Here is a 17,419-nt window from a genome sequence, read left to right as displayed (position 1 = left end):
CTCCATTAAACAAAAGTTATACAAATATTATACAAGATAATAAAGAAACAAGAAAGAAAAAAGACAGCCATTTTTAGCTGTCTTTTAAATGAATGTTGTAATGCTCAAACCATTCATGAAATTGAATGAAATACGCTAAAAGTTGCGGACCAGACATGAGTTGACCAAACCATGGGATGCGAAACGAGTTTCCTTTTGTCTCAACTAATTGTTTTAACTTCTTTTCATCAAACAATTCGTACAAAACGGATGAACGATTTGTTAAAATCGTCCCTAACCGTTCAGCAACGATGTCGGTATAACGCGGATGATGCGTTTTTGGATACGGACTTTTTTTCCGATACAAAACGTCATTTGGCAAAATCCCTTCCAACGCTTTACGTAAAATGCCTTTTTCACGATTGTTATGCATTTTCATCTCCCACGGAATGTTCCATACATACTCGACGAGGCGATGATCGGCAAACGGCACGCGCACTTCTAAACTTGCCGCCATGCTCATTCGGTCTTTTCGATCTAAAAGCGTCGTCATAAACCAAACCATATTTAAATAAAATAATTCGCGGCGGCGCGCTTCTTCCGCGCTTTCTCCGTCTGCGTGAGGAACTTCACGAAGCGTTTGTTTATAACGCATATGCGCATACTCATGAAGTGGCAGTTTTTCGCGCCACGTTTCATGTAAAAGATCGAACCGTTCATTTAACGACCGCATCCACGGAAATCCGTCACGCTCGAAGTCTTCTTTTCTATGAAACCACGGGTAGCCTCCGAAAATTTCGTCGGCACATTCACCCGACAAACTAACAACAAACTGTTGCTTTATTTGACGACAAAACCAGAGAAGTGATGAATCAATATCCGCCATCCCCGGTAAGTCGCGTGCCATCACCGCCACTTGCAATTCATCAGCTAACTGTTGTTGCGAAATGACACACGTATGATGGACGGTTTGAAACGCATCGGTCATTTGCTTAATCCACGGCCCGTCGCTATTCGGTTGAAATGCGTTGGCTGTAAAATATTGTTCGTTTTCTTCGTAATCAATCGAATACGTATGAAGCGGTCCTTTTCCTTCTCGTTCAAACGCCTGCGCCGCAATCGCTGTAATGGCGCTTGAGTCAACGCCACCTGACAAAAACGTACACACCGGAACATCTGACACAAGTTGACGTGTAATCGCATCAATGAGCAATGTTCGAATATGCTCGACCGTTTCATCAAATGAATGGACATGCGGTACGCTTTGTACGTTCCAATAGCGCCATTGATGCACGCCACGCTCAGCAACGATCATCGCATGGGCCGGTCGCAGTTCATAAATCGTTCGAAATACGCCATGTCCCGGAGTGCGCGACGGGCCAAGCGCTAAAATTTCGCATAAACTTTCGCGATCAATTTCTGCTCGAACGTTTGGATGCGCTAAAATCGCTTTAATTTCTGAAGCGAATAAAAACTCTCCTTGTTCATAGCGATAAAAGAGCGGTTTGACACCTAGACGATCGCGCGCTAAAAATAGCTGCTTTCGTTCACCATCCCACACCGCAAATGCAAAAATGCCATTGAAATGATCGACGCATTGTTCGCGCCATTCCATATATGCGGTAAGCAACACCTCTGTATCCGAATGTCCTTGAAACGTATATCCTTTTTTCAATAACTGCTTACGAATATCTTCCGTATTATACAGTTCGCCATTATAACAAATCGTATAATCATAGCCGTTTTTCGTTCGCGTCATCGGTTGAACGCCGCCTGCTGGATCGACAACGACAAGCCGCTTATGTCCAAATGCAACATGATCATCAAGCCAAACGTTCGTATCATCCGGCCCTCGGAAAGAGAGCGTATTGGCCATCTTGAGCACCGTTTCTTTCTCTTGATGTAAACGACGTCCAAAATGAACCCATCCGGTAATTCCGCACACGTCAATCATTCCCTTCTGTTGTGAACAAGTATGAAGCATGCTTTTATTTTATGCATCGTTTATATAAATGATGAGTTGTCTATAATGGCGTACGGAGGGAATTGACATAAAAGGAGGGAAACGAATGGATCGCCTTACAACATTGCGCACACAAAAACGTGCTTACATCTATGGTGTTGTTGAACAAGTAAATGGCGAATGGGTGTTTTTTGATGAAGATGATGAAGCGCATGAGTTCATCAGTTTGCCTGAAGAAGTGGAATTGTTTCGCTTCGGTCAATGGGTGAAAGGATGGCTCGGAGAACATGGGGACATATATATGTCGGAACGTTATACATTAAAAAACGGTGATCGTCTTCGCTACATGAAACCGTTGTCGCACGCATACGAACAATGGCTTGCTCAGCTACCCGATCACGCGTTTTTCCATTTCATTCATTTAATTAACGAATGGAATTTTTCCGTATATGACTGTTTGTATTGTTATAACTATATGTTATTTGCTGAAAAAGGGGTTAATTTTTTAATGTTCGACAACTCACTCGACATGTGTAACGTCCAACATTATTTTGACGGGAAACAAAACCGTTTCGAACTAACGTTGCAAACAGGAAAAAAAATGATTGGCGTACAACTCGATCATTGAATGGTGGATTCGCTTCCTTGCAACACTTGTTGTTCAAACTGTTCGGCCAGAAGTGGTTTAAAAATGGCGTATCCTTGCGCATAATGACATTTTAATCGTTTCAACAATTTCATTTGTTCCGCCGTTTCAACACCTTCTGCGACAACTTTTAAGCGCAAACCGTGCCCCATCGTAATAATCGATTTGACGATCGCAATATCCGAGCGGTCTTTATGAAGTTGGTAAATGAACGATCGGTCAATTTTTAACGTGTTAATCGGCAAATCTTTTAAGTAACTCAGCGATGAATAGCCTGTGCCAAAATCATCAATCGACACGTGTACGCCAAGCTGTTGCAGTTTTTTCATGACGTGGATGCTATAATACATATTGCGCAACATCGAACTTTCGGTTAATTCTAAATGCAAACAATGCGCGGGCAGTTGCGATTGTTTGAGCGCTTGTTGGACGTCTTCAAAAAACGTCGGATGCTGAAATTGCGTTGCTGAGACGTTGACAGAAATCATTAACGAATCAAAGCCGAGATCGTGCCATTTTTTCGTTTGCATGCACGCTTCTGTTAACACCCAGCGCCCGAGGTCATGGATGAAACCAATTTCTTCCGCAATCGGAATAAACTCAAGTGGAGAAACAAGACCGATTTTCGGATGTTTCCAACGTAACAACGCTTCGCTCCCAATAATTTTCCCAGACATTAAATCGAGAAGCGGTTGATAAACGAGAAAACATTCATTTTTGTCGAGCGCTTTTCGTAAATATCGTTCCAACTCGACGCGATGCATGACTTGTTCATTCATTTTTGTCGCGTACAATTTCACATTGTTGCCGCCGTTTTGTTTCGCTCGATTGACCGCTGTATCTGCATTTTTTAATAGCGACTGCGCATCTACACCATCTGTTGGATAAAAACTGACACCGACGCTTGCAGTTAAAAAAAACTCTTTTTCTTCGTATACAATCGGTAAAGCAATATGTTGGAGCAATGTTTTCGTCCATTCGACGACCGTTTGCACGTCCGTTTGTTTTGTCAACAATAAGCTAAACTTATCTCCCCCAAAACGACCGAAATGCGCGCCAGATGGCAATATGTTTTTTATTCGCTCCGCCATTTGCTTTAATATTTCATCTCCTCCGTAATGACCGATCGTATCGTTCACGATTTTGAATCGATCCATATCAATAAACAATACTGCAAGGGAATCCCCTTTTTCTTTCGCTTTGTCAATTGCGCTTTTCACCATGTTTGTAAATTTCAACCTATTCGGTAGCCCCGTGTCCATATCGTGATATGCGATATATTTGATATGTTCTTCCGCGCGCTTTTGCTCAGTAATGTCACGCCCGATGCCGTAAATACCAACCTTGTTTCCGTCAACGATAATCGGGACATTTTTAATTTGGAATAAATATACCTCTCCTGATTTCGTCGGAATTTCTAAATTGTATTGTTGTACTTTTCCTTTTAACGCGCGATAAAAATAGCGACGCACACGTGGAATGTCTTCTTTTTTAATGTAATCGAGCGAGTTTGTATGCAAAATTTCGTCTGCTTTATACCCAAATACTCGTTCAAATGCAGGATTGACACTTGTGAAATTACCTTCTAAATCAGTGGAATATACAATGTCTGGATTGTGTTCAAATAAGGAGCGGTAATATTGTTCAGATATTTTCATTTTTTGACGCATTTCGTCTACATCCGCTCGACATTCGTCAAAAACGAGGGCACAGATGACTGCATGTTCCGATGCATCCCCAATCATCGGAAACAGCTTTGCTTGAGGTAAATGATGTTGCACGTACTGTTCGACTTGCATGCGAAACAAAGGAGAGAGCGAAGAAACGAAAATCGTTAGTTGGTCATACTCATATAAACGATAGTCGCTTACCCACCGTTCCCAATCCGCAAACGTGTTGCAAACTGTTTGAAATAATTTCATCCCCTTTTTCCCACTCTTTCTTTCTCTTTATAATATTTTTTCAATTATTAATCAATTTGTATTATAGCACATTTCCATATGATAGAAAAAGATAAAAGTTGGCGAATATGCCAACTTTACGAAAAGAATGAAAAACCAAACGGCAATTTAAAGCCAAGGTATAGCACAACGACGAACGCTACGATGAACTGAAGCCAAAGAACATTCGTATTTTTCCCTTTTGCTGTCCGAACGAGAATCATTTCCATCGTGCCGATGACCCATAAGCCGACAATCACTTTGACGATATACAGAAACGGAAATGAGGACATGCTATGTAAAATCCATGCGCCTGTCGCAATGATTAACACGTAAAATAAGCGCAACAACATGTGTACCATCTTTGTCTTTTCATGTCCTTTCGCTTGAAAAAAGATCGCAACGACAAATAAAATAAGCGCAACGACCCACGTTGTAATATGTGCATGTGTCATAATTAAACTCCTTTCTTTCTCCAATTCATATATGCTTATCATAGCACGTCTGTATATGAATTGAAAAAGAAAACGCTCTCCTTTTCTATTTACTTTCTATATGCACTTCAAGTATGTTATATATGTGACTATTGCAATAGGAGGGATTGACGTGAAAACAGCACAAATTATCGAACTAACAGAAAAATACGGAGCAAATAACTATCATCCACTTCCAGTTGTCTTATCGAAAGGCGAAGGTGTATGGGTAGAAGACCCAGAAGGGAATCGTTATATGGATATGTTAAGCGCTTACTCAGCGGTCAACCAAGGACATCGCCATCCGCGCATCGTACAAGCGCTTATTGAACAAGCTAATAAAATTACATTAACATCGCGCGCATTCCATAACGACCAGCTCGGTCCATGGTATGAAAAAGTGGCAAAATTAACAAAAAAAGAGATGGTTTTACCGATGAACACAGGGGCAGAAGCGGTCGAAACAGCTGTGAAAGCAGCGCGGCGCTGGGCATATGACTTCAAAGGCGTTCCTGCTGATCAAGCGGAAATTATCGTTTGTGAAGATAACTTCCACGGTCGGACGATGACAGCAGTATCGATGTCATCGAACCCAGAATATAAACGCGGATTCGGTCCGATGCTTCCGGGCATTAAAGTCATTCCGTTCGGTGATGTCGAAGCGCTCAAACAAGCGATCACTCCAAATACAGCCGCGTTTATTTTTGAGCCAATTCAAGGGGAAGCAGGCATTAACATTCCACCAGAAGGATTTTTAAAAGCCGCATATGACGTATGTAAACAACATAACGTGTTATACATTGCCGACGAAATTCAATCAGGGCTTGGCCGCTCCGGCAAAATGTTTGCGTGCGATTGGGAAGAAATTGAACCAGATATGTACATTCTCGGTAAGGCGCTCGGTGGTGGCGTATTCCCAATTTCATGCGTAGCCGCAAATCGCGACATCCTTGGCGTATTCAATCCAGGCTCGCACGGATCGACATTCGGTGGCAATCCGCTCGCTTGCGCCGTTTCGATCGCTGCGCTTGATGTCATTATCGAAGAAAAATTACCAGAACGCTCATTGGAGCTCGGACAATATTTCCAAGAAAAATTGCGCGAAATCAATCATCCAGACATTAAAGAAGTGCGCGGCAGAGGATTGTTTATCGGCGTCGAATTACACGTCCCTGCGCGTCCGTATTGCGAAAAACTGCAACAAGAAGGGCTATTATGTAAAGAGACGCATGATACAGTCATCCGCTTTGCCCCTCCGCTCGTCATTACAAAAGAAGAGCTCGATTGGGCAATTGAAAAAGTGAAAAAAGTATTTGAACAGTAAAAAGCTGGGACTCCCCAGCTTTTTATTTCACGACATTACGCAACGTCCCGATTTGTTCAATCGTAATTTCAATTACATCTCCCGACTGTAAAAAGCACGGTGGGTTCATCCCTTTCCCAACTCCCGCTGGCGTTCCTGTCGCAATCACATCCCCCGGCTCTAACGTCATCCCTTTCGACAATGTTGCGATCATCGTTGGTATATCGAAAATCCATTGCGCCGTCGTTGCCGATTGTCTCACTTCACCATTTACTTTCGTTTCAATATGTAACGCATGTGGCTCAATAATTGCCGAACGATGAACGATCCACGGTCCCATCGGACATGACGTATCTAAACTTTTGCCAAGTAAATATTGTTTATGTCTTTCTTGTAAATCGCGCGCCGTCACATCGTTGACAATCGTATAACCAAATACGTAATCGAGCGCCTGTTCTTTCGGGATCGCTTTTCCCTTTTTCCCAATAACAATCGCAAGTTCCCCTTCATAGTCTAATTGATCGGTTACATCCGCATGGCGTAAAATCGTTCCCTCATGCCCGATCACTGTCGTTGGCGCTTTCGAAAATACAATGATGTTTTCGCGATCCGCTACACCTCCCATTTCTTGCGCATGGTCGGCATAATTTTTTCCGATACAAAAAATATTTTTTGTCGGACGCGGAATCGGCGCAAGCAATTGGACATCATGAAGTTCATACATCCACTCCGGCCGCACACGTTCAAGTACACGTTGCACTTTTTCAATAAACGATTCACCAAGTTCTATGCATTCGATCATCGTATGCGGTATCGTTTCATCTGCTTTCGATAAATGAACGACTTTCTTCCCATGAACAACCCCCACAAACACATCCGATCCGGCGTGCGCTGTAACAAATTTCATTTCCTCAACCCCTTTTTCGTATGATCGAACATCATTATTTTCTCTTTTTTATAACTAAACTCCTTTGTAAAAAAATTATTTTTCAGCACATTATACTATTTCCTTTTTCTTCAGAATATGTATAATAGTTTATACATACAGTCGTTTACAGACTGTTGACGAAAATGAAAAATGTTGGTGAACGTTATGTCTCTTTCCCTCATCGAAAAGAAAAGACGACAATTAATTGAATTGGCGCAAATGTACGGTTTTTCTGCAAAAGAAACGATCCAATGTAGCCAAGAGCTTGACGAATTGTTAAATAAGCATTTGAAAGAAGCCGTGCTTTTTCATAAAGAAAAAGAAGACAAGCCGTGTACGACATGATCGACTCATGTCGTTTTCTTTTTTCCATACGTCATCCATCGCCACACACGTTCCAACGGTCCGATGTCATGTTTTTTGAGCCACCAATGGCTCCAACATATTTGTATGACATATACAACGAGTGCGACAGCGAGCGCTTGTTTTGGTGTTACTTTTCCATACAATCCGAAGCCATATGAATAAAAAATGGTCGTGCAAACGACGGATTGCATCAAATAGTTTGTGAACGCCATTTTGCCGACGGACGCAAAAAAACGAATAACGTTCGCTGGTACAAACGAAAACGCGGTCAAATAAAACAAAGCGAGCGCAGGACCTCCGATCATATCTTGGGCATACTCGGTTACGATATTTTTTTCGACATACGGAAGCCACTTGAAAACCATGCCAACAATGAGTGAGCCGATACACCATTTTTGTATCGTGGCGCGATGTCGATTGACATCATGAAACCACTTTTCTTTTGCGATATATGCACCAAATAAAAAAAACGGTAAAATCGTTAATATAAAAATAAATGCTTGTGTCAATGAATTGACGTACAACCAGTCATCCAGCCGTTGCATAAAAATTTGTTCCCACGTGCCTTGTTGGTAGTTTGCTATCGCTTGTTGCGCCAACGTCGGTTGGGAAAAATCGACATCACCACTTATTTTCCACATGAGCCACATGAGTACGGTGGAACCGAAAGCCCAACCGCTCCAAAGCGAAAGCGCCCAGTTGCGCAACGTTTTTGCGCTCGCTTGAAAAAACGGAAAAAGAAGCAAACCAACGATCGCATACCCGATTAAAATATCGCCATGCCAAATGAAAAACGCATGAATCATACCAAATAACAACAACGCTAGCAATCGGCGCAAAAAAGTCACCCGAAACCGCTCGCCCCCCTTATCAAGCATGATCCATGCTCCCCAACCGAACAACAACGAAAAAAGCGGATAAAAGCTCGCTTGCGCAAATATATCTACAAATGCAAGCAGGAAACGATCCATCCCATCTTTCGCAAACACCGTAGCATCGACATACATCGTAGGAAGCGAAAAATCAAGAACGTTCACAAGCAAAATGCCAAATAACGCTAAACCACGCACCGCATCAATGATTGAAATACGCATCTTTTCCCTCCTTTTCCATTTCAGCGTAAAGAAAAAAGAGCCGTCTGTCAATCGACAACGGCTCTTCCCCGTTAATTCACATACCTTCCCGTCTTCCCAAGTGATTGCCAATATTCGTTGCGCAAATGTACTTTTTGAATTTTTCCTGATGCGGTTTTTGGTAATTCTTGAACGAATGTCACACCGGTAATCGCTTTAAAATGGGCAAGTTTTTCACGTGAAAAGGCAATGAGCTCTTGTTCTGTCACTTCTTTTCCCGGACGGACGACAACGAACGCATGTGGCGTTTCGCCCCATTTTTCATGCGGAACAGCGATGACGGCCGCTTCAAGTACAGCTGGATGCTCGTACAACACCCCTTCCACTTCAATCGATGAAATGTTTTCCCCACCGCTAATAATAATATCTTTTTTCCGATCGACGATGTCGATGTTTCCGTATGCATCAATCGTCGCCATATCTCCTGTATGCAGCCAACCGTTGCGAATCGTCTCCATCGTTGCTTCTTGGTTTTTCCAATAGCCTGCCATCACACCGTTACTGCGCACAATGACTTCTCCGATCGTTTTTCCATCGCGCGGTACTTGTTCGCCATGTTCATTGACGACTTTCACTTCACAGCCAATCATCGCATAACCTGCTTTCGCTTTCATTCGATATTGTTCACTTAACGGTAAATGACTGAGATGCGAGCGAATTGTTGATACAGTACTTAACGGTGATGATTCCGTCATCCCGTACACTTGAATAAACTCCCAACCTAATTCTTTTTCCACGCGCGTCACAAACGCTGGCGGCGGAGCAGAACCTGCAATGACGACACGCACATTATGCTCGATCGTTGGCACATGTTGCTCATAATATTGCAGCAACGTATTTAATACCGTTGGCGCCATATGCATAACGGTCACTTTATATTTATTGACGTATTCGAAAATGACGTCAGGAATGGCCTTACGCAAGCAAACGTGCGTCGCTCCGTTTGCTGTATAGTAGAACGGCGCCCCCCATCCGTTTACGTGGAACATCGGCAAAATGTGCAAATACACATCGCGGTCTGAAACACGCAAATGGTGCATCGTGCTTAATGCGTGCAAATAGTTGTTGCGATGTGTGAGCATCACCCCTTTTGGATTTCCCGTCGTTCCGCTCGTATATAGCAAACTACATACGTCGTTTTCATTGATATCCGGGCGCTCAAACGGCTCTTTTGTATATTGAGCAAGCCATGTATCGTAAGCGGTTTCATGAATGTCGTCCGTTTTCCCATGCACAATAATATGCTCAATCGTTTGTAGTTCATCTTTAATTGGTGCAATCAAATGATACAACTCATAATCAACGAACAACACTTTACTTTCGCTATGGTTTAAAATAAATACGTAATCATCTGGTTTTAGACGAATATTGAGCGGCACCATGATCGCTCCTGTTTGAAATACACCGTAAAACCCTTCGAGCATTTCTAACGTATTTGGCGCTAAATAAGCGACACGATCCCCTTTTCTCACCCCTAAAGCACTTAACCCGTGAGACAATTGATTGACGCGCTCATTGAGCTCACGATATGTAAACGATCTTCCTTCGCTAATGACGCCAACTTTCTCACCATAAAGCGATACGGCGCGATCTAAAAAATGAGTTAATACTAATGGAACGTTCATCCCCAATCCCCCTTATTTTTATGTCTAAAAATTATCATTTTTCAGAAATATTATAACACATCTTTCTTTTTACGGAGCACATTTCTTTCATTGTTTTCATATAATTGGGTAAGGGAAAGAATGAGAGAAAGGACGATGGCCATGCCTTCCTATATTGCAGGTCCAATTAAAATTACGAACGTCAGTAGCGATGCGACCGTCAATTTCGGTGATACGTTGCAAATCGCTCCAAAAAGTTCATCGAAGTCGCTTGCAGGTGCTGGCGGAGGAAATACAGGGGACTTTTTACAAACGAATACGTTCATTAGCTTCACAAATACAATCGATCCAGACATCGCCGATGGCAACGTAAAAAGTAAGGGATAGCCGATGCCAGCCATTGTTGGAGCGGTACAAATTAACAGCATCGGAAGTGGCGGTGTGTTTCATATCGGCGATGTATTTGCTATTTCTCCGTATAGCGTTGCCAAAACGTTTGCCGGCGCTGGTTCGTTTAATACGGGAGACGGTCTGCGTATTTACAATCAATATAGCAACACAAATACAAACGACCGCGATATTGCCGATAGCAATATCGTTGGAAACGCCTAGTGAGGTGGGAACATGAACTTTTACATTCAACAAACGATTTCTATTCACCAATTAAAAATCGGCTCGCTTACTAACTCATCTGTACTGCAAATCGGAACAACTGGAAAAGTACAACCGCTCGCCACATTAAGCAATACCGGTCAATTTACACAACCTGCTCCGGAATCAAAAATTAATATTCAAGGAGAAGAAGGACCGTTCGTTCCACTTCAGTCTCCTGTATAAAACTGTGCTACTTCTTCCTGCTCGGCCATACATTAGAAAGTAAAAGGGTCGGCAAAGAAGGAGGCGTCATACATGTGGCACGATTACTTTAAACAACTCGAAACGTATTTAAAATGGCAACAACAAAAAATGCAACTGCTTGAACAAGCAGTAAACGATTTACAGCAACAATATGAACAGCTAAAAAAAAAGCCGCGCACAACAATTGAAAAAATTGAATATCATTTCGATCAATTAAAAGTGGAAACGTTAGAAGGAACGTTAAACATCGGTTTAAATCCCGCAACGTTCGGAGAAGACACGATTGAAAATTTCGCTGTCCCCCAAAGTCAAACGATCGTTCCACAACCGATCCCACTTTTTCGTAACATTCAAACTGCTGTTCACGAATATTTACAACAAGAAGGAGACAACATCATCACCCGCACCGAACAAATATACGGACGTTCACTCGATTCAGCATATCGTCAATTTATATTACAAGATATTGCACGCCAAATTGATGATCGCATTCATTTTTATTTGCGCCAATACGGAGAGCATGAACAAGAAAACGATGCATTACAACAAACGATCATTTCTTATTTAAAAAGAGATATCGAACATTCGATTGACACATTTTTAAAACATTTACCACGAGAGGAGACGAACGAATGAATATGACAATTGTGAATCATCATCTATCTGTCGGTCATATCGCCATCGGAGGAGTAGCAAGCGCCTCGCTCGTATTAATTGGTGACAGCGAAACGATTCAGCTAGCTTCCGCATTTGATACGCCGCCCGAATCGTTAATTATCGGTCCGTTTCCAGAAAAACAAAACAATAAAAAAAATGAGGAAAAGCGATGAGCCGCCTTTCCGTCGTCCACTTTCTACGGGCAAACGCTGTTGTCTTTAGTTCTGTCGTGCAAATTGGAGATAGCCAAGAAATTCGTCTTTCTGCGCGAGCGCTAGCTGTTCAGCGACAACTCGAATATGTGGATAGTCGGGAATTTCCGCTTACCTTTCCGATCTTTACAAAACCGATTCCGCTTCCACCTGCCGACGATGAGAGTGTTTATCATTATACGCTGCACGACTGTCCGCTCATCGCCGTTCATTCCGTTCGCGTAATCGGAATTTCTTCTACATCCGTCGTGCATATCGGTTCAACAAAAACCGTGGAGGCGAATTCGCGCGTGAAACATATTCGGCAACTAGAAAGGAGAGAACAACATGCCAGCTCTCGTCGGTCCGATTAAAATTAACCTTGTCACTAGCGGTGCCGTTATGCAAGTCGGTGATACGTTATATGTATCACCGAAAATATCGTCAAAAACATTTGCTGGTGCTGGTGCGTTTAATACCGGAAATTTTATTATCGCTAACAACGGCATTAGCTTAACGAACACACTCGATTCTGATGCGTTCGATCAAAACGTTGTCGGCAATGCTTAACGCTTTTGCCGTTTCGCTTTTTTTATTTTTGGTATGCGTTCAGCTGGCTGTTTGCGAATCCAGCGAACAAATGATGCAATTTGTTCATCATGTTGTAGCCGTTCAATCGTATAGAGCCGACTGGCTAACTCTTCATTCGTATATATAGCGTGAATTTGTTTATGGCACGGGATGCATAACTTTGCTGTTTCTGTGCCACCGTACTCTTTTGGTGTTAGATGATGATCAGTTAATACGACATCTTCTCTTCCGCAAAGCTCACACATCCCTTTCATTGTAATTCTCCTTTACATCACTTCAAGTTGGACCGTTGTTCCTTTTCCAGACGGTTCTGCTGGCTTGACAATCAACCGTTTCGGCATGCGCGCATGCAATTCTTGCACGTGACTAATGACCCCAATCGCCATATTGTCTGCACGCAATCGTTCTAATGCGGTCATCACGACATCTAACAACTCTTGATCGAGCGTGCCGAATCCTTCATCTAAAAAGAAAAATTGAAGCGGATATTCTCCGCGCAACTGAATTTGCGCTGATAGTGCCAACGCTAACGACAAAGACGTTAAAAACGTTTCTCCACCAGATAACGTCGTTACCGGACGACGCACACCACCGTTTGCATCATCACGAATGACAAAACCGCCTTCCGAATCTAATTCAATTGCATATCGTTGTCTCGTTAATTCTCCAAGCCGTTCCGATGCGTAGCGCGTCACGTGAACGAGCTGTTCCTCGGCAATAAATTCAACAAAACTGTTGCCGCGTAATACTTTTTGTAGCTCTTCATATTGATTGACCATTTTCTCTAATTGCACTCGTTCGCGTTGCAATTGTTCAAAGCGCACATGTTTCTCTTCCAAGTCAGCGACGATCGCTTCAAGTGAGCCAAGTTGTCTCATATGCTCATCGACTCGTTGCTTCACTTCTTCATACTCACGCATCGTTTCTTCCCATTGCTGTTTCGTTATCGTCATGCCGTTCATCGCTTCGTTTAAACGCTGCCATTCGTTTTCTAGCTTCAACAACACTTGCTTATATTGCTGTATGTCGTGAGCCATTTGTTGTTTGATTTGTTCTTCTAAACGAGAAGCCCGCACGTCATCGACTGTCTTCCACGGACTTTTTTGCAACTGCTCAGCTAAAACTTGTTCTGCTTCTTTTTTTCGTTTTTCTCCTTCTTGTAAAGCGACGTCTGCGGCTTGTTTTTCCGATTGCAACATTTGTAATTGTTGTTGCAATGATGTCCATCGTGCATACGCCTCTTCTTCTTCTCGTTTTACACGCTGAAGCGCTTGTTCGAGGTGAATGAGCTGTTGTTTTCCGGACTCCTCATCCATTCCTTCAGGTAGCGTTCGTTTATATTGTTCGTATTGTTGTTGTTGCATATTCCATTCCGTCATACGTTCTGCTTTTTGTTTCATGACTGTTTGATACGTTTCTTTCCATCGCTCCAATTCAGCTCGTTTATCATCTAGTATCGGCACGCTTTTTTCAATGCGCTGTTGCAACTGTTGCGCTTCTCCTTCCCGTTGACGAAGATCGCTAACTAGCGCATCGACTTGTTCAAACGATACATCTGGATACGTCTCATGCCACACTTTTTTTTCTTGTTCGATGCGCGCATGTCGCTCGGTACATTTTTCCTCCAATTGAGCGATTTGTTGGCGCAACGTTTCGATTTGATACGCATATTGCTGTTTTTTTTGCTTTTGTTCGTTCCATCGCTCCATATGGCGATATATCCGATCGCGACATGCGATATAATCTTGTTGCAACGCCTTTAATTCGACTTCGGCCTCTTTGAAAGTGGAAAGAGGCGTGTCTTCAACTTCACGTTTCACTTTTTCGACATCGACACGTTGTGGCAGCGACTGACGCGCCATCAGTTCAGCTAGTTGCTCAACTTGCATTTTTACTTGTTGCATAGCCGCAATGAGTTGTTCCCCCATTTGAATGGAGCGGTCGATTTGTTCGATTACTTGTTCATCAAGTATAACTTGTTGTCTTTTTGCCCGATTTGGATGATGTGTTGAACCACACACAGGACAAGGATCACCGTCGTGCAAACGTTCTGCTAACGTCGCAGCTAAATCGTGCAGTCGTGCCGCTTCGATTTGCTTTTTTTCTTCCTTCCATTTGTAGACGAGCACTATCGCTTGTTTTTCTCGTTCACATACGCGATGATATAACGATTCGATATGATGAAACTCTGCTAATAAACGCGCTTCATATTGTTCTATTTTTTTGATTTCTTCATCATACGTACGCTTCATCATTTCGTACGTTCTCTGTTTTTCTTCTTTTTCCTTTTCTATTTCTTCAAGCGCTTGTTGTTGCAATTGAATATGCTTCTTTTTTTCGTATGCTTGCTCCAATCGCTCTTTAATATGGACGTCTACTTTTTTTCCTTCCCATTGTTTTTTTAACTCTGCTTGTTTCGCGCTCCATGTCGTATATTCTTTCAAACACGTTTCAACCATTTGGCGCGCTTGTTGCTCTTTTTGCTCCATTTCTAGCAAACTCGCACGTGTTTTCGCCTGTTCCTGTTCAAGCGCGCGCATAAACGCCAATGTTTGTAGCGCTTGTTTGAGCTGCTCTTGTTTTTGGAGACATTTTGGCTCTTCTTCGTTTTTTTTCGCACGCAACTGTTCGTATTGCTTGCTTGCTTGTTCATACATCGTGCTTGCTTGCTGTAATTGATCGGCTAGTTCGCTTGCTTTTTGTCGCCAATGTGCAACCTCACGTATGCTTCGTTCGACTTGTTCAATATATGGCATGAGCCGCTCCGCTTCTTTGCTTCGCTCATACATTTGTTCAAGCTGCTTTATGTGTTCTTCTTGTTCGCGCCACTTGTCAAGTTGTTGTTCCACTTGTTCTTTGTCACATTGCCATTGCCATAATTGCTTTTCTTTTTCGTATCGTTCATGAACGTCGCGCAATGCGCGTTTCGCTTGTTCGAGTGCCTCTTTTTTTTCTGCTAGCGCCTGTTTTTGCTTTTCGACTTGTTCTTTGGACGCATCGCCAAGCCCGGCTTGTTCCCCTTTAATGGCTTCTAGCTTCGCTGACGCTTCTGCTAATTTATTTTTTAACTTTTTATTTAATTCATCGCCATATCGTTCGAGATGAAACAACCGTTGTAGCATTTGACGGCGTTCCGCTCCCTTTAACGATAAAAATTCTGCAAATTTTCCTTGTGGCAAAACGACTGCCCTTGTAAAATCTTTCATTTCTAAACCGAGCAGCTGTTTCACTTGTTCATCAACAAGCCGTGTTTTATCAGCGATAACGACGCGCTCCGCTCCTTCTTCAATGAAACGGCTAACAACAGAACGAATTCTCACTGCATCCGCACGCTTAAATGAGCGCTCAACCGTATATCGCTTTACTCCTTTCGCATTTTGCAATTCAAACGTAAACGAAACGAACAGCTCGTTTTCTGCATGATTCATAATGCCGTTTGTTTGATTTGCGGCACGTTCGACATTTCCGTATAACGCGAGCGTCATCGCATCTAAAATTGACGACTTGCCGCTTCCGGTCGGACCGAAAATGCCAAATAGACCCCCTTCACATAGCTTCTCAAAATCAATCGTTTCCTTTTGGCGAAAACTATGCAACCCTGCAATCGTTAAACGAATCGGCTTCATTATTCGTCCTCCTCGGCAACGAGCTGTAAAAATAGTTGAACGAGTTGTTCGGACGGCTTTCCTCCGCCTGTTTGCCGTTCATAAAAGCGTGTAAACAACGTTTCAATTGGCACATCGGTATGCACTTCATGAACGATTTCTTCCTTTTTTATATAATTCGGGCGAATATGGACAAACCCGTCATACATTTTGCGCAAACGGTGTGTTTCTTCTAATGTTAATGATTGCTCGACATCAATTTCTAAATCAATCCATGCACCGCGGTCGCGCTCTTCTTCGATCCAACGATACACTTGCGTAAGCCCTTCGGTTGCCCGCCATTTGACGAGTGGACGCCCTTTTGACAATAAATATTCAGAAATGATCGGCGCACAGCGCGGCTTCACGTCAATAATCGTAACGGACTTGCTATATCCCGCTTCGGAAAAACTGTAAGCAAGCGGCGACCCCGCATAGCGTGCAGGCATGGCGGCATGTTTCACATCTTGCGGACGATGCAAATGACCGAGCGCGACATATTGCGCGCGTGTAGGGAAACTCGCAGGCGAAACAGTATACGCTCCCCCAAGCTCAATCGGACGCTCGGAGTCGCATGTGGCTCCGCCTGCAACATATAAATGGCTCATTGCAATGTTCACCGCATCCTCGCGAAACGATTCGTTCATTTTCGCAAAAATGGCGCGAATGCGTTCATCATATCGTGCGCGCAACAATGCTTCGTCGCACTCCTCTGACAACAATTCGTTCAGTCGCGACTCTGACGGATATGGAAGCGCTCCGATCATTAATGTTTCATCGCTCGATGGAACATGAATTTGTTGCACACGATCCGTCGGAAAGCCTAGCAACGTAATGGCGTGCTGTTCGGCAATCGGAGCAGCAGCGCTCAAACGTCCCGGATGATCATGGTTTCCCGCAATCACGACGACGTGACGCTTGCCATAATCACTTAAACGCGAAAGCGCTTCGTAAAAAAGCTTTTCCGCATCGGCAGGCGGATTGACTGTATCAAACGCATCCCCTGCAAGCAATACGACATCAATGTTTTCTTTTTGTACGATGTCTACAATTTCATCGATCACCGCTTCTTGCTCTGGAAGGCGGCTTCGCCCTTCAAGCATTTTTCCTAAATGCCAATCCGCTGTATGTAAAATGCGCAAA

At 43.1% G+C, this 17,419-nt stretch carries 19 protein-coding genes; 10 read left to right on the top strand and 9 right to left on the bottom strand.

Annotation, left to right across the window (positions count from 1 at the left end; genetic code table 11):
- Positions 1-73: 73 nt before the first annotated feature.
- Positions 74-1,924: an asparagine synthase (glutamine-hydrolyzing) gene (gene asnB / locus HNQ82_RS07345; RefSeq protein WP_183248594.1), complete on the bottom strand. Its 1,851-nt coding sequence runs from the start codon at positions 1,922-1,924 to the stop codon at positions 74-76.
- 124 nt (positions 1,925-2,048) lie between these two features.
- On the opposite strand from asnB, the gene HNQ82_RS07340 reads away from it, so the two are divergent.
- The gene (locus HNQ82_RS07340) at positions 2,049-2,570 is read left to right on the top strand and encodes a DUF2777 family protein (protein ID WP_183248451.1); all 522 of its coding nucleotides are present in this window, start codon (positions 2,049-2,051) and stop codon (positions 2,568-2,570) included.
- Here HNQ82_RS07340 and HNQ82_RS07335 read toward each other — a convergent pair.
- The gene (locus HNQ82_RS07335) at positions 2,564-4,510 is read right to left on the bottom strand and encodes an EAL domain-containing protein (protein WP_183248450.1); all 1,947 of its coding nucleotides are present in this window, start codon (positions 4,508-4,510) and stop codon (positions 2,564-2,566) included. The two genes, HNQ82_RS07340 and HNQ82_RS07335, sit on opposite strands and share 7 nt — an antisense overlap.
- A gap of 116 nt (positions 4,511-4,626) precedes the next feature.
- A complete protein-coding gene (locus HNQ82_RS07330) occupies positions 4,627-4,983 on the bottom strand; it encodes a YisL family protein (protein WP_183248448.1) in 357 nt (118 codons plus the stop codon).
- A gap of 100 nt (positions 4,984-5,083) precedes the next feature.
- On the opposite strand from HNQ82_RS07330, the gene HNQ82_RS07325 reads away from it, so the two are divergent.
- Positions 5,084-6,325, top strand: a complete 1,242-nt coding sequence (locus HNQ82_RS07325) for an ornithine--oxo-acid transaminase (protein WP_183248446.1) — start codon at positions 5,084-5,086, stop codon at positions 6,323-6,325.
- 22 nt (positions 6,326-6,347) lie between these two features.
- Here the strand turns inward: HNQ82_RS07325 and HNQ82_RS07320 are convergent, their stop codons facing one another.
- Complete coding sequence (locus tag HNQ82_RS07320) at positions 6,348-7,211, bottom strand: fumarylacetoacetate hydrolase family protein (RefSeq protein WP_183248444.1); 864 nt, start codon at positions 7,209-7,211, stop codon at positions 6,348-6,350.
- Positions 7,212-7,397: 186 nt separating this feature from the next.
- Here HNQ82_RS07320 and HNQ82_RS07315 point away from each other — a divergent pair, with 186 nt between their 5' ends.
- On the top strand, positions 7,398-7,577 hold the full coding sequence (locus HNQ82_RS07315) for an aspartyl-phosphate phosphatase Spo0E family protein (protein WP_035046237.1): 180 nt from the start codon (positions 7,398-7,400) through the stop codon (positions 7,575-7,577).
- Positions 7,578-7,582: 5 nt separating this feature from the next.
- Here HNQ82_RS07315 and HNQ82_RS07310 read toward each other — a convergent pair whose 3' ends face one another.
- Together HNQ82_RS07310 and HNQ82_RS07305 are read right to left on the bottom strand one after the other, a co-directional pair.
- Entirely contained in the window at positions 7,583-8,692 is a 1,110-nt protein-coding gene (locus HNQ82_RS07310) for a DUF418 domain-containing protein (protein WP_183248442.1), read from the bottom strand.
- 71 nt (positions 8,693-8,763) lie between these two features.
- Positions 8,764-10,356, bottom strand: coding sequence for a long-chain-fatty-acid--CoA ligase (locus HNQ82_RS07305; protein ID WP_183248440.1), 1,593 nt, complete (start codon positions 10,354-10,356; stop codon positions 8,764-8,766).
- 141 nt (positions 10,357-10,497) lie between these two features.
- On the opposite strand from HNQ82_RS07305, the gene HNQ82_RS07300 reads away from it, so the two are divergent.
- The 7 genes from HNQ82_RS07300 to HNQ82_RS07270 all read left to right on the top strand — a co-directional run bounded on the left by HNQ82_RS07300 (position 10,498) and on the right by HNQ82_RS07270 (position 12,611).
- The gene (locus HNQ82_RS07300; protein WP_009361956.1) at positions 10,498-10,722 is read left to right on the top strand and encodes a spore germination protein; all 225 of its coding nucleotides are present in this window, start codon (positions 10,498-10,500) and stop codon (positions 10,720-10,722) included.
- A 3-nt stretch (positions 10,723-10,725) separates the two neighbouring features.
- A complete protein-coding gene (locus HNQ82_RS07295; RefSeq protein WP_055440484.1) occupies positions 10,726-10,947 on the top strand; it encodes a spore germination protein in 222 nt (73 codons plus the stop codon).
- Positions 10,948-10,959: 12 nt separating this feature from the next.
- Positions 10,960-11,172, top strand: a complete 213-nt coding sequence (locus HNQ82_RS07290) for a spore germination protein GerPB (RefSeq protein ID WP_183248438.1) — start codon at positions 10,960-10,962, stop codon at positions 11,170-11,172.
- A gap of 72 nt (positions 11,173-11,244) precedes the next feature.
- Positions 11,245-11,829, top strand: coding sequence for a spore germination protein GerPC (gerPC, locus tag HNQ82_RS07285; protein ID WP_183248436.1), 585 nt, complete (start codon positions 11,245-11,247; stop codon positions 11,827-11,829).
- On the top strand, positions 11,826-12,023 hold the full coding sequence (locus tag HNQ82_RS07280) for a spore gernimation protein GerPD (protein WP_183248434.1): 198 nt from the start codon (positions 11,826-11,828) through the stop codon (positions 12,021-12,023). The genes gerPC and HNQ82_RS07280 overlap by 4 nt, the downstream gene beginning before the upstream one ends.
- Positions 12,020-12,415, top strand: coding sequence for a spore germination protein GerPE (locus tag HNQ82_RS07275; RefSeq protein ID WP_183248432.1), 396 nt, complete (start codon positions 12,020-12,022; stop codon positions 12,413-12,415). The genes HNQ82_RS07280 and HNQ82_RS07275 overlap by 4 nt, the downstream gene beginning before the upstream one ends.
- The gene (locus HNQ82_RS07270) at positions 12,390-12,611 is read left to right on the top strand and encodes a spore germination protein (RefSeq protein WP_183248429.1); all 222 of its coding nucleotides are present in this window, start codon (positions 12,390-12,392) and stop codon (positions 12,609-12,611) included. Before HNQ82_RS07275 ends, HNQ82_RS07270 begins: the two co-directional genes overlap by 26 nt.
- Here HNQ82_RS07270 and HNQ82_RS07265 read toward each other — a convergent pair.
- Genes HNQ82_RS07265 through HNQ82_RS07255 form a run of 3 tightly spaced genes read right to left on the bottom strand, consistent with a single transcriptional unit; the run spans position 12,608 to position 17,418 of the window.
- Positions 12,608-12,886 carry an HNH endonuclease gene (locus HNQ82_RS07265; protein WP_183240574.1) on the bottom strand — a complete coding sequence of 93 codons (279 nt, stop codon included), beginning with the start codon at positions 12,884-12,886 and terminating at the stop codon, positions 12,608-12,610. The two genes, HNQ82_RS07270 and HNQ82_RS07265, sit on opposite strands and share 4 nt — an antisense overlap.
- Positions 12,887-12,898: 12 nt before the next feature.
- A complete protein-coding gene (locus HNQ82_RS07260; protein ID WP_183248427.1) occupies positions 12,899-16,258 on the bottom strand; it encodes an AAA family ATPase in 3,360 nt (1,119 codons plus the stop codon).
- Entirely contained in the window at positions 16,258-17,418 is a 1,161-nt protein-coding gene (locus tag HNQ82_RS07255; protein WP_183248424.1) for an exonuclease SbcCD subunit D, read from the bottom strand. Before HNQ82_RS07255 ends, HNQ82_RS07260 begins: the two co-directional genes overlap by 1 nt.
- Position 17,419 lies beyond the last annotated feature (1 nt).

This window comes from Anoxybacillus tengchongensis (genome assembly GCF_014201585.1).
GTDB classification, from domain to species: domain Bacteria; phylum Bacillota; class Bacilli; order Bacillales; family Anoxybacillaceae; genus Anoxybacillus; species Anoxybacillus tengchongensis.
The sequence above is the reverse complement of the archived record's forward strand: the minus strand, read 5'-3'. Positions and strand labels throughout refer to the sequence as shown.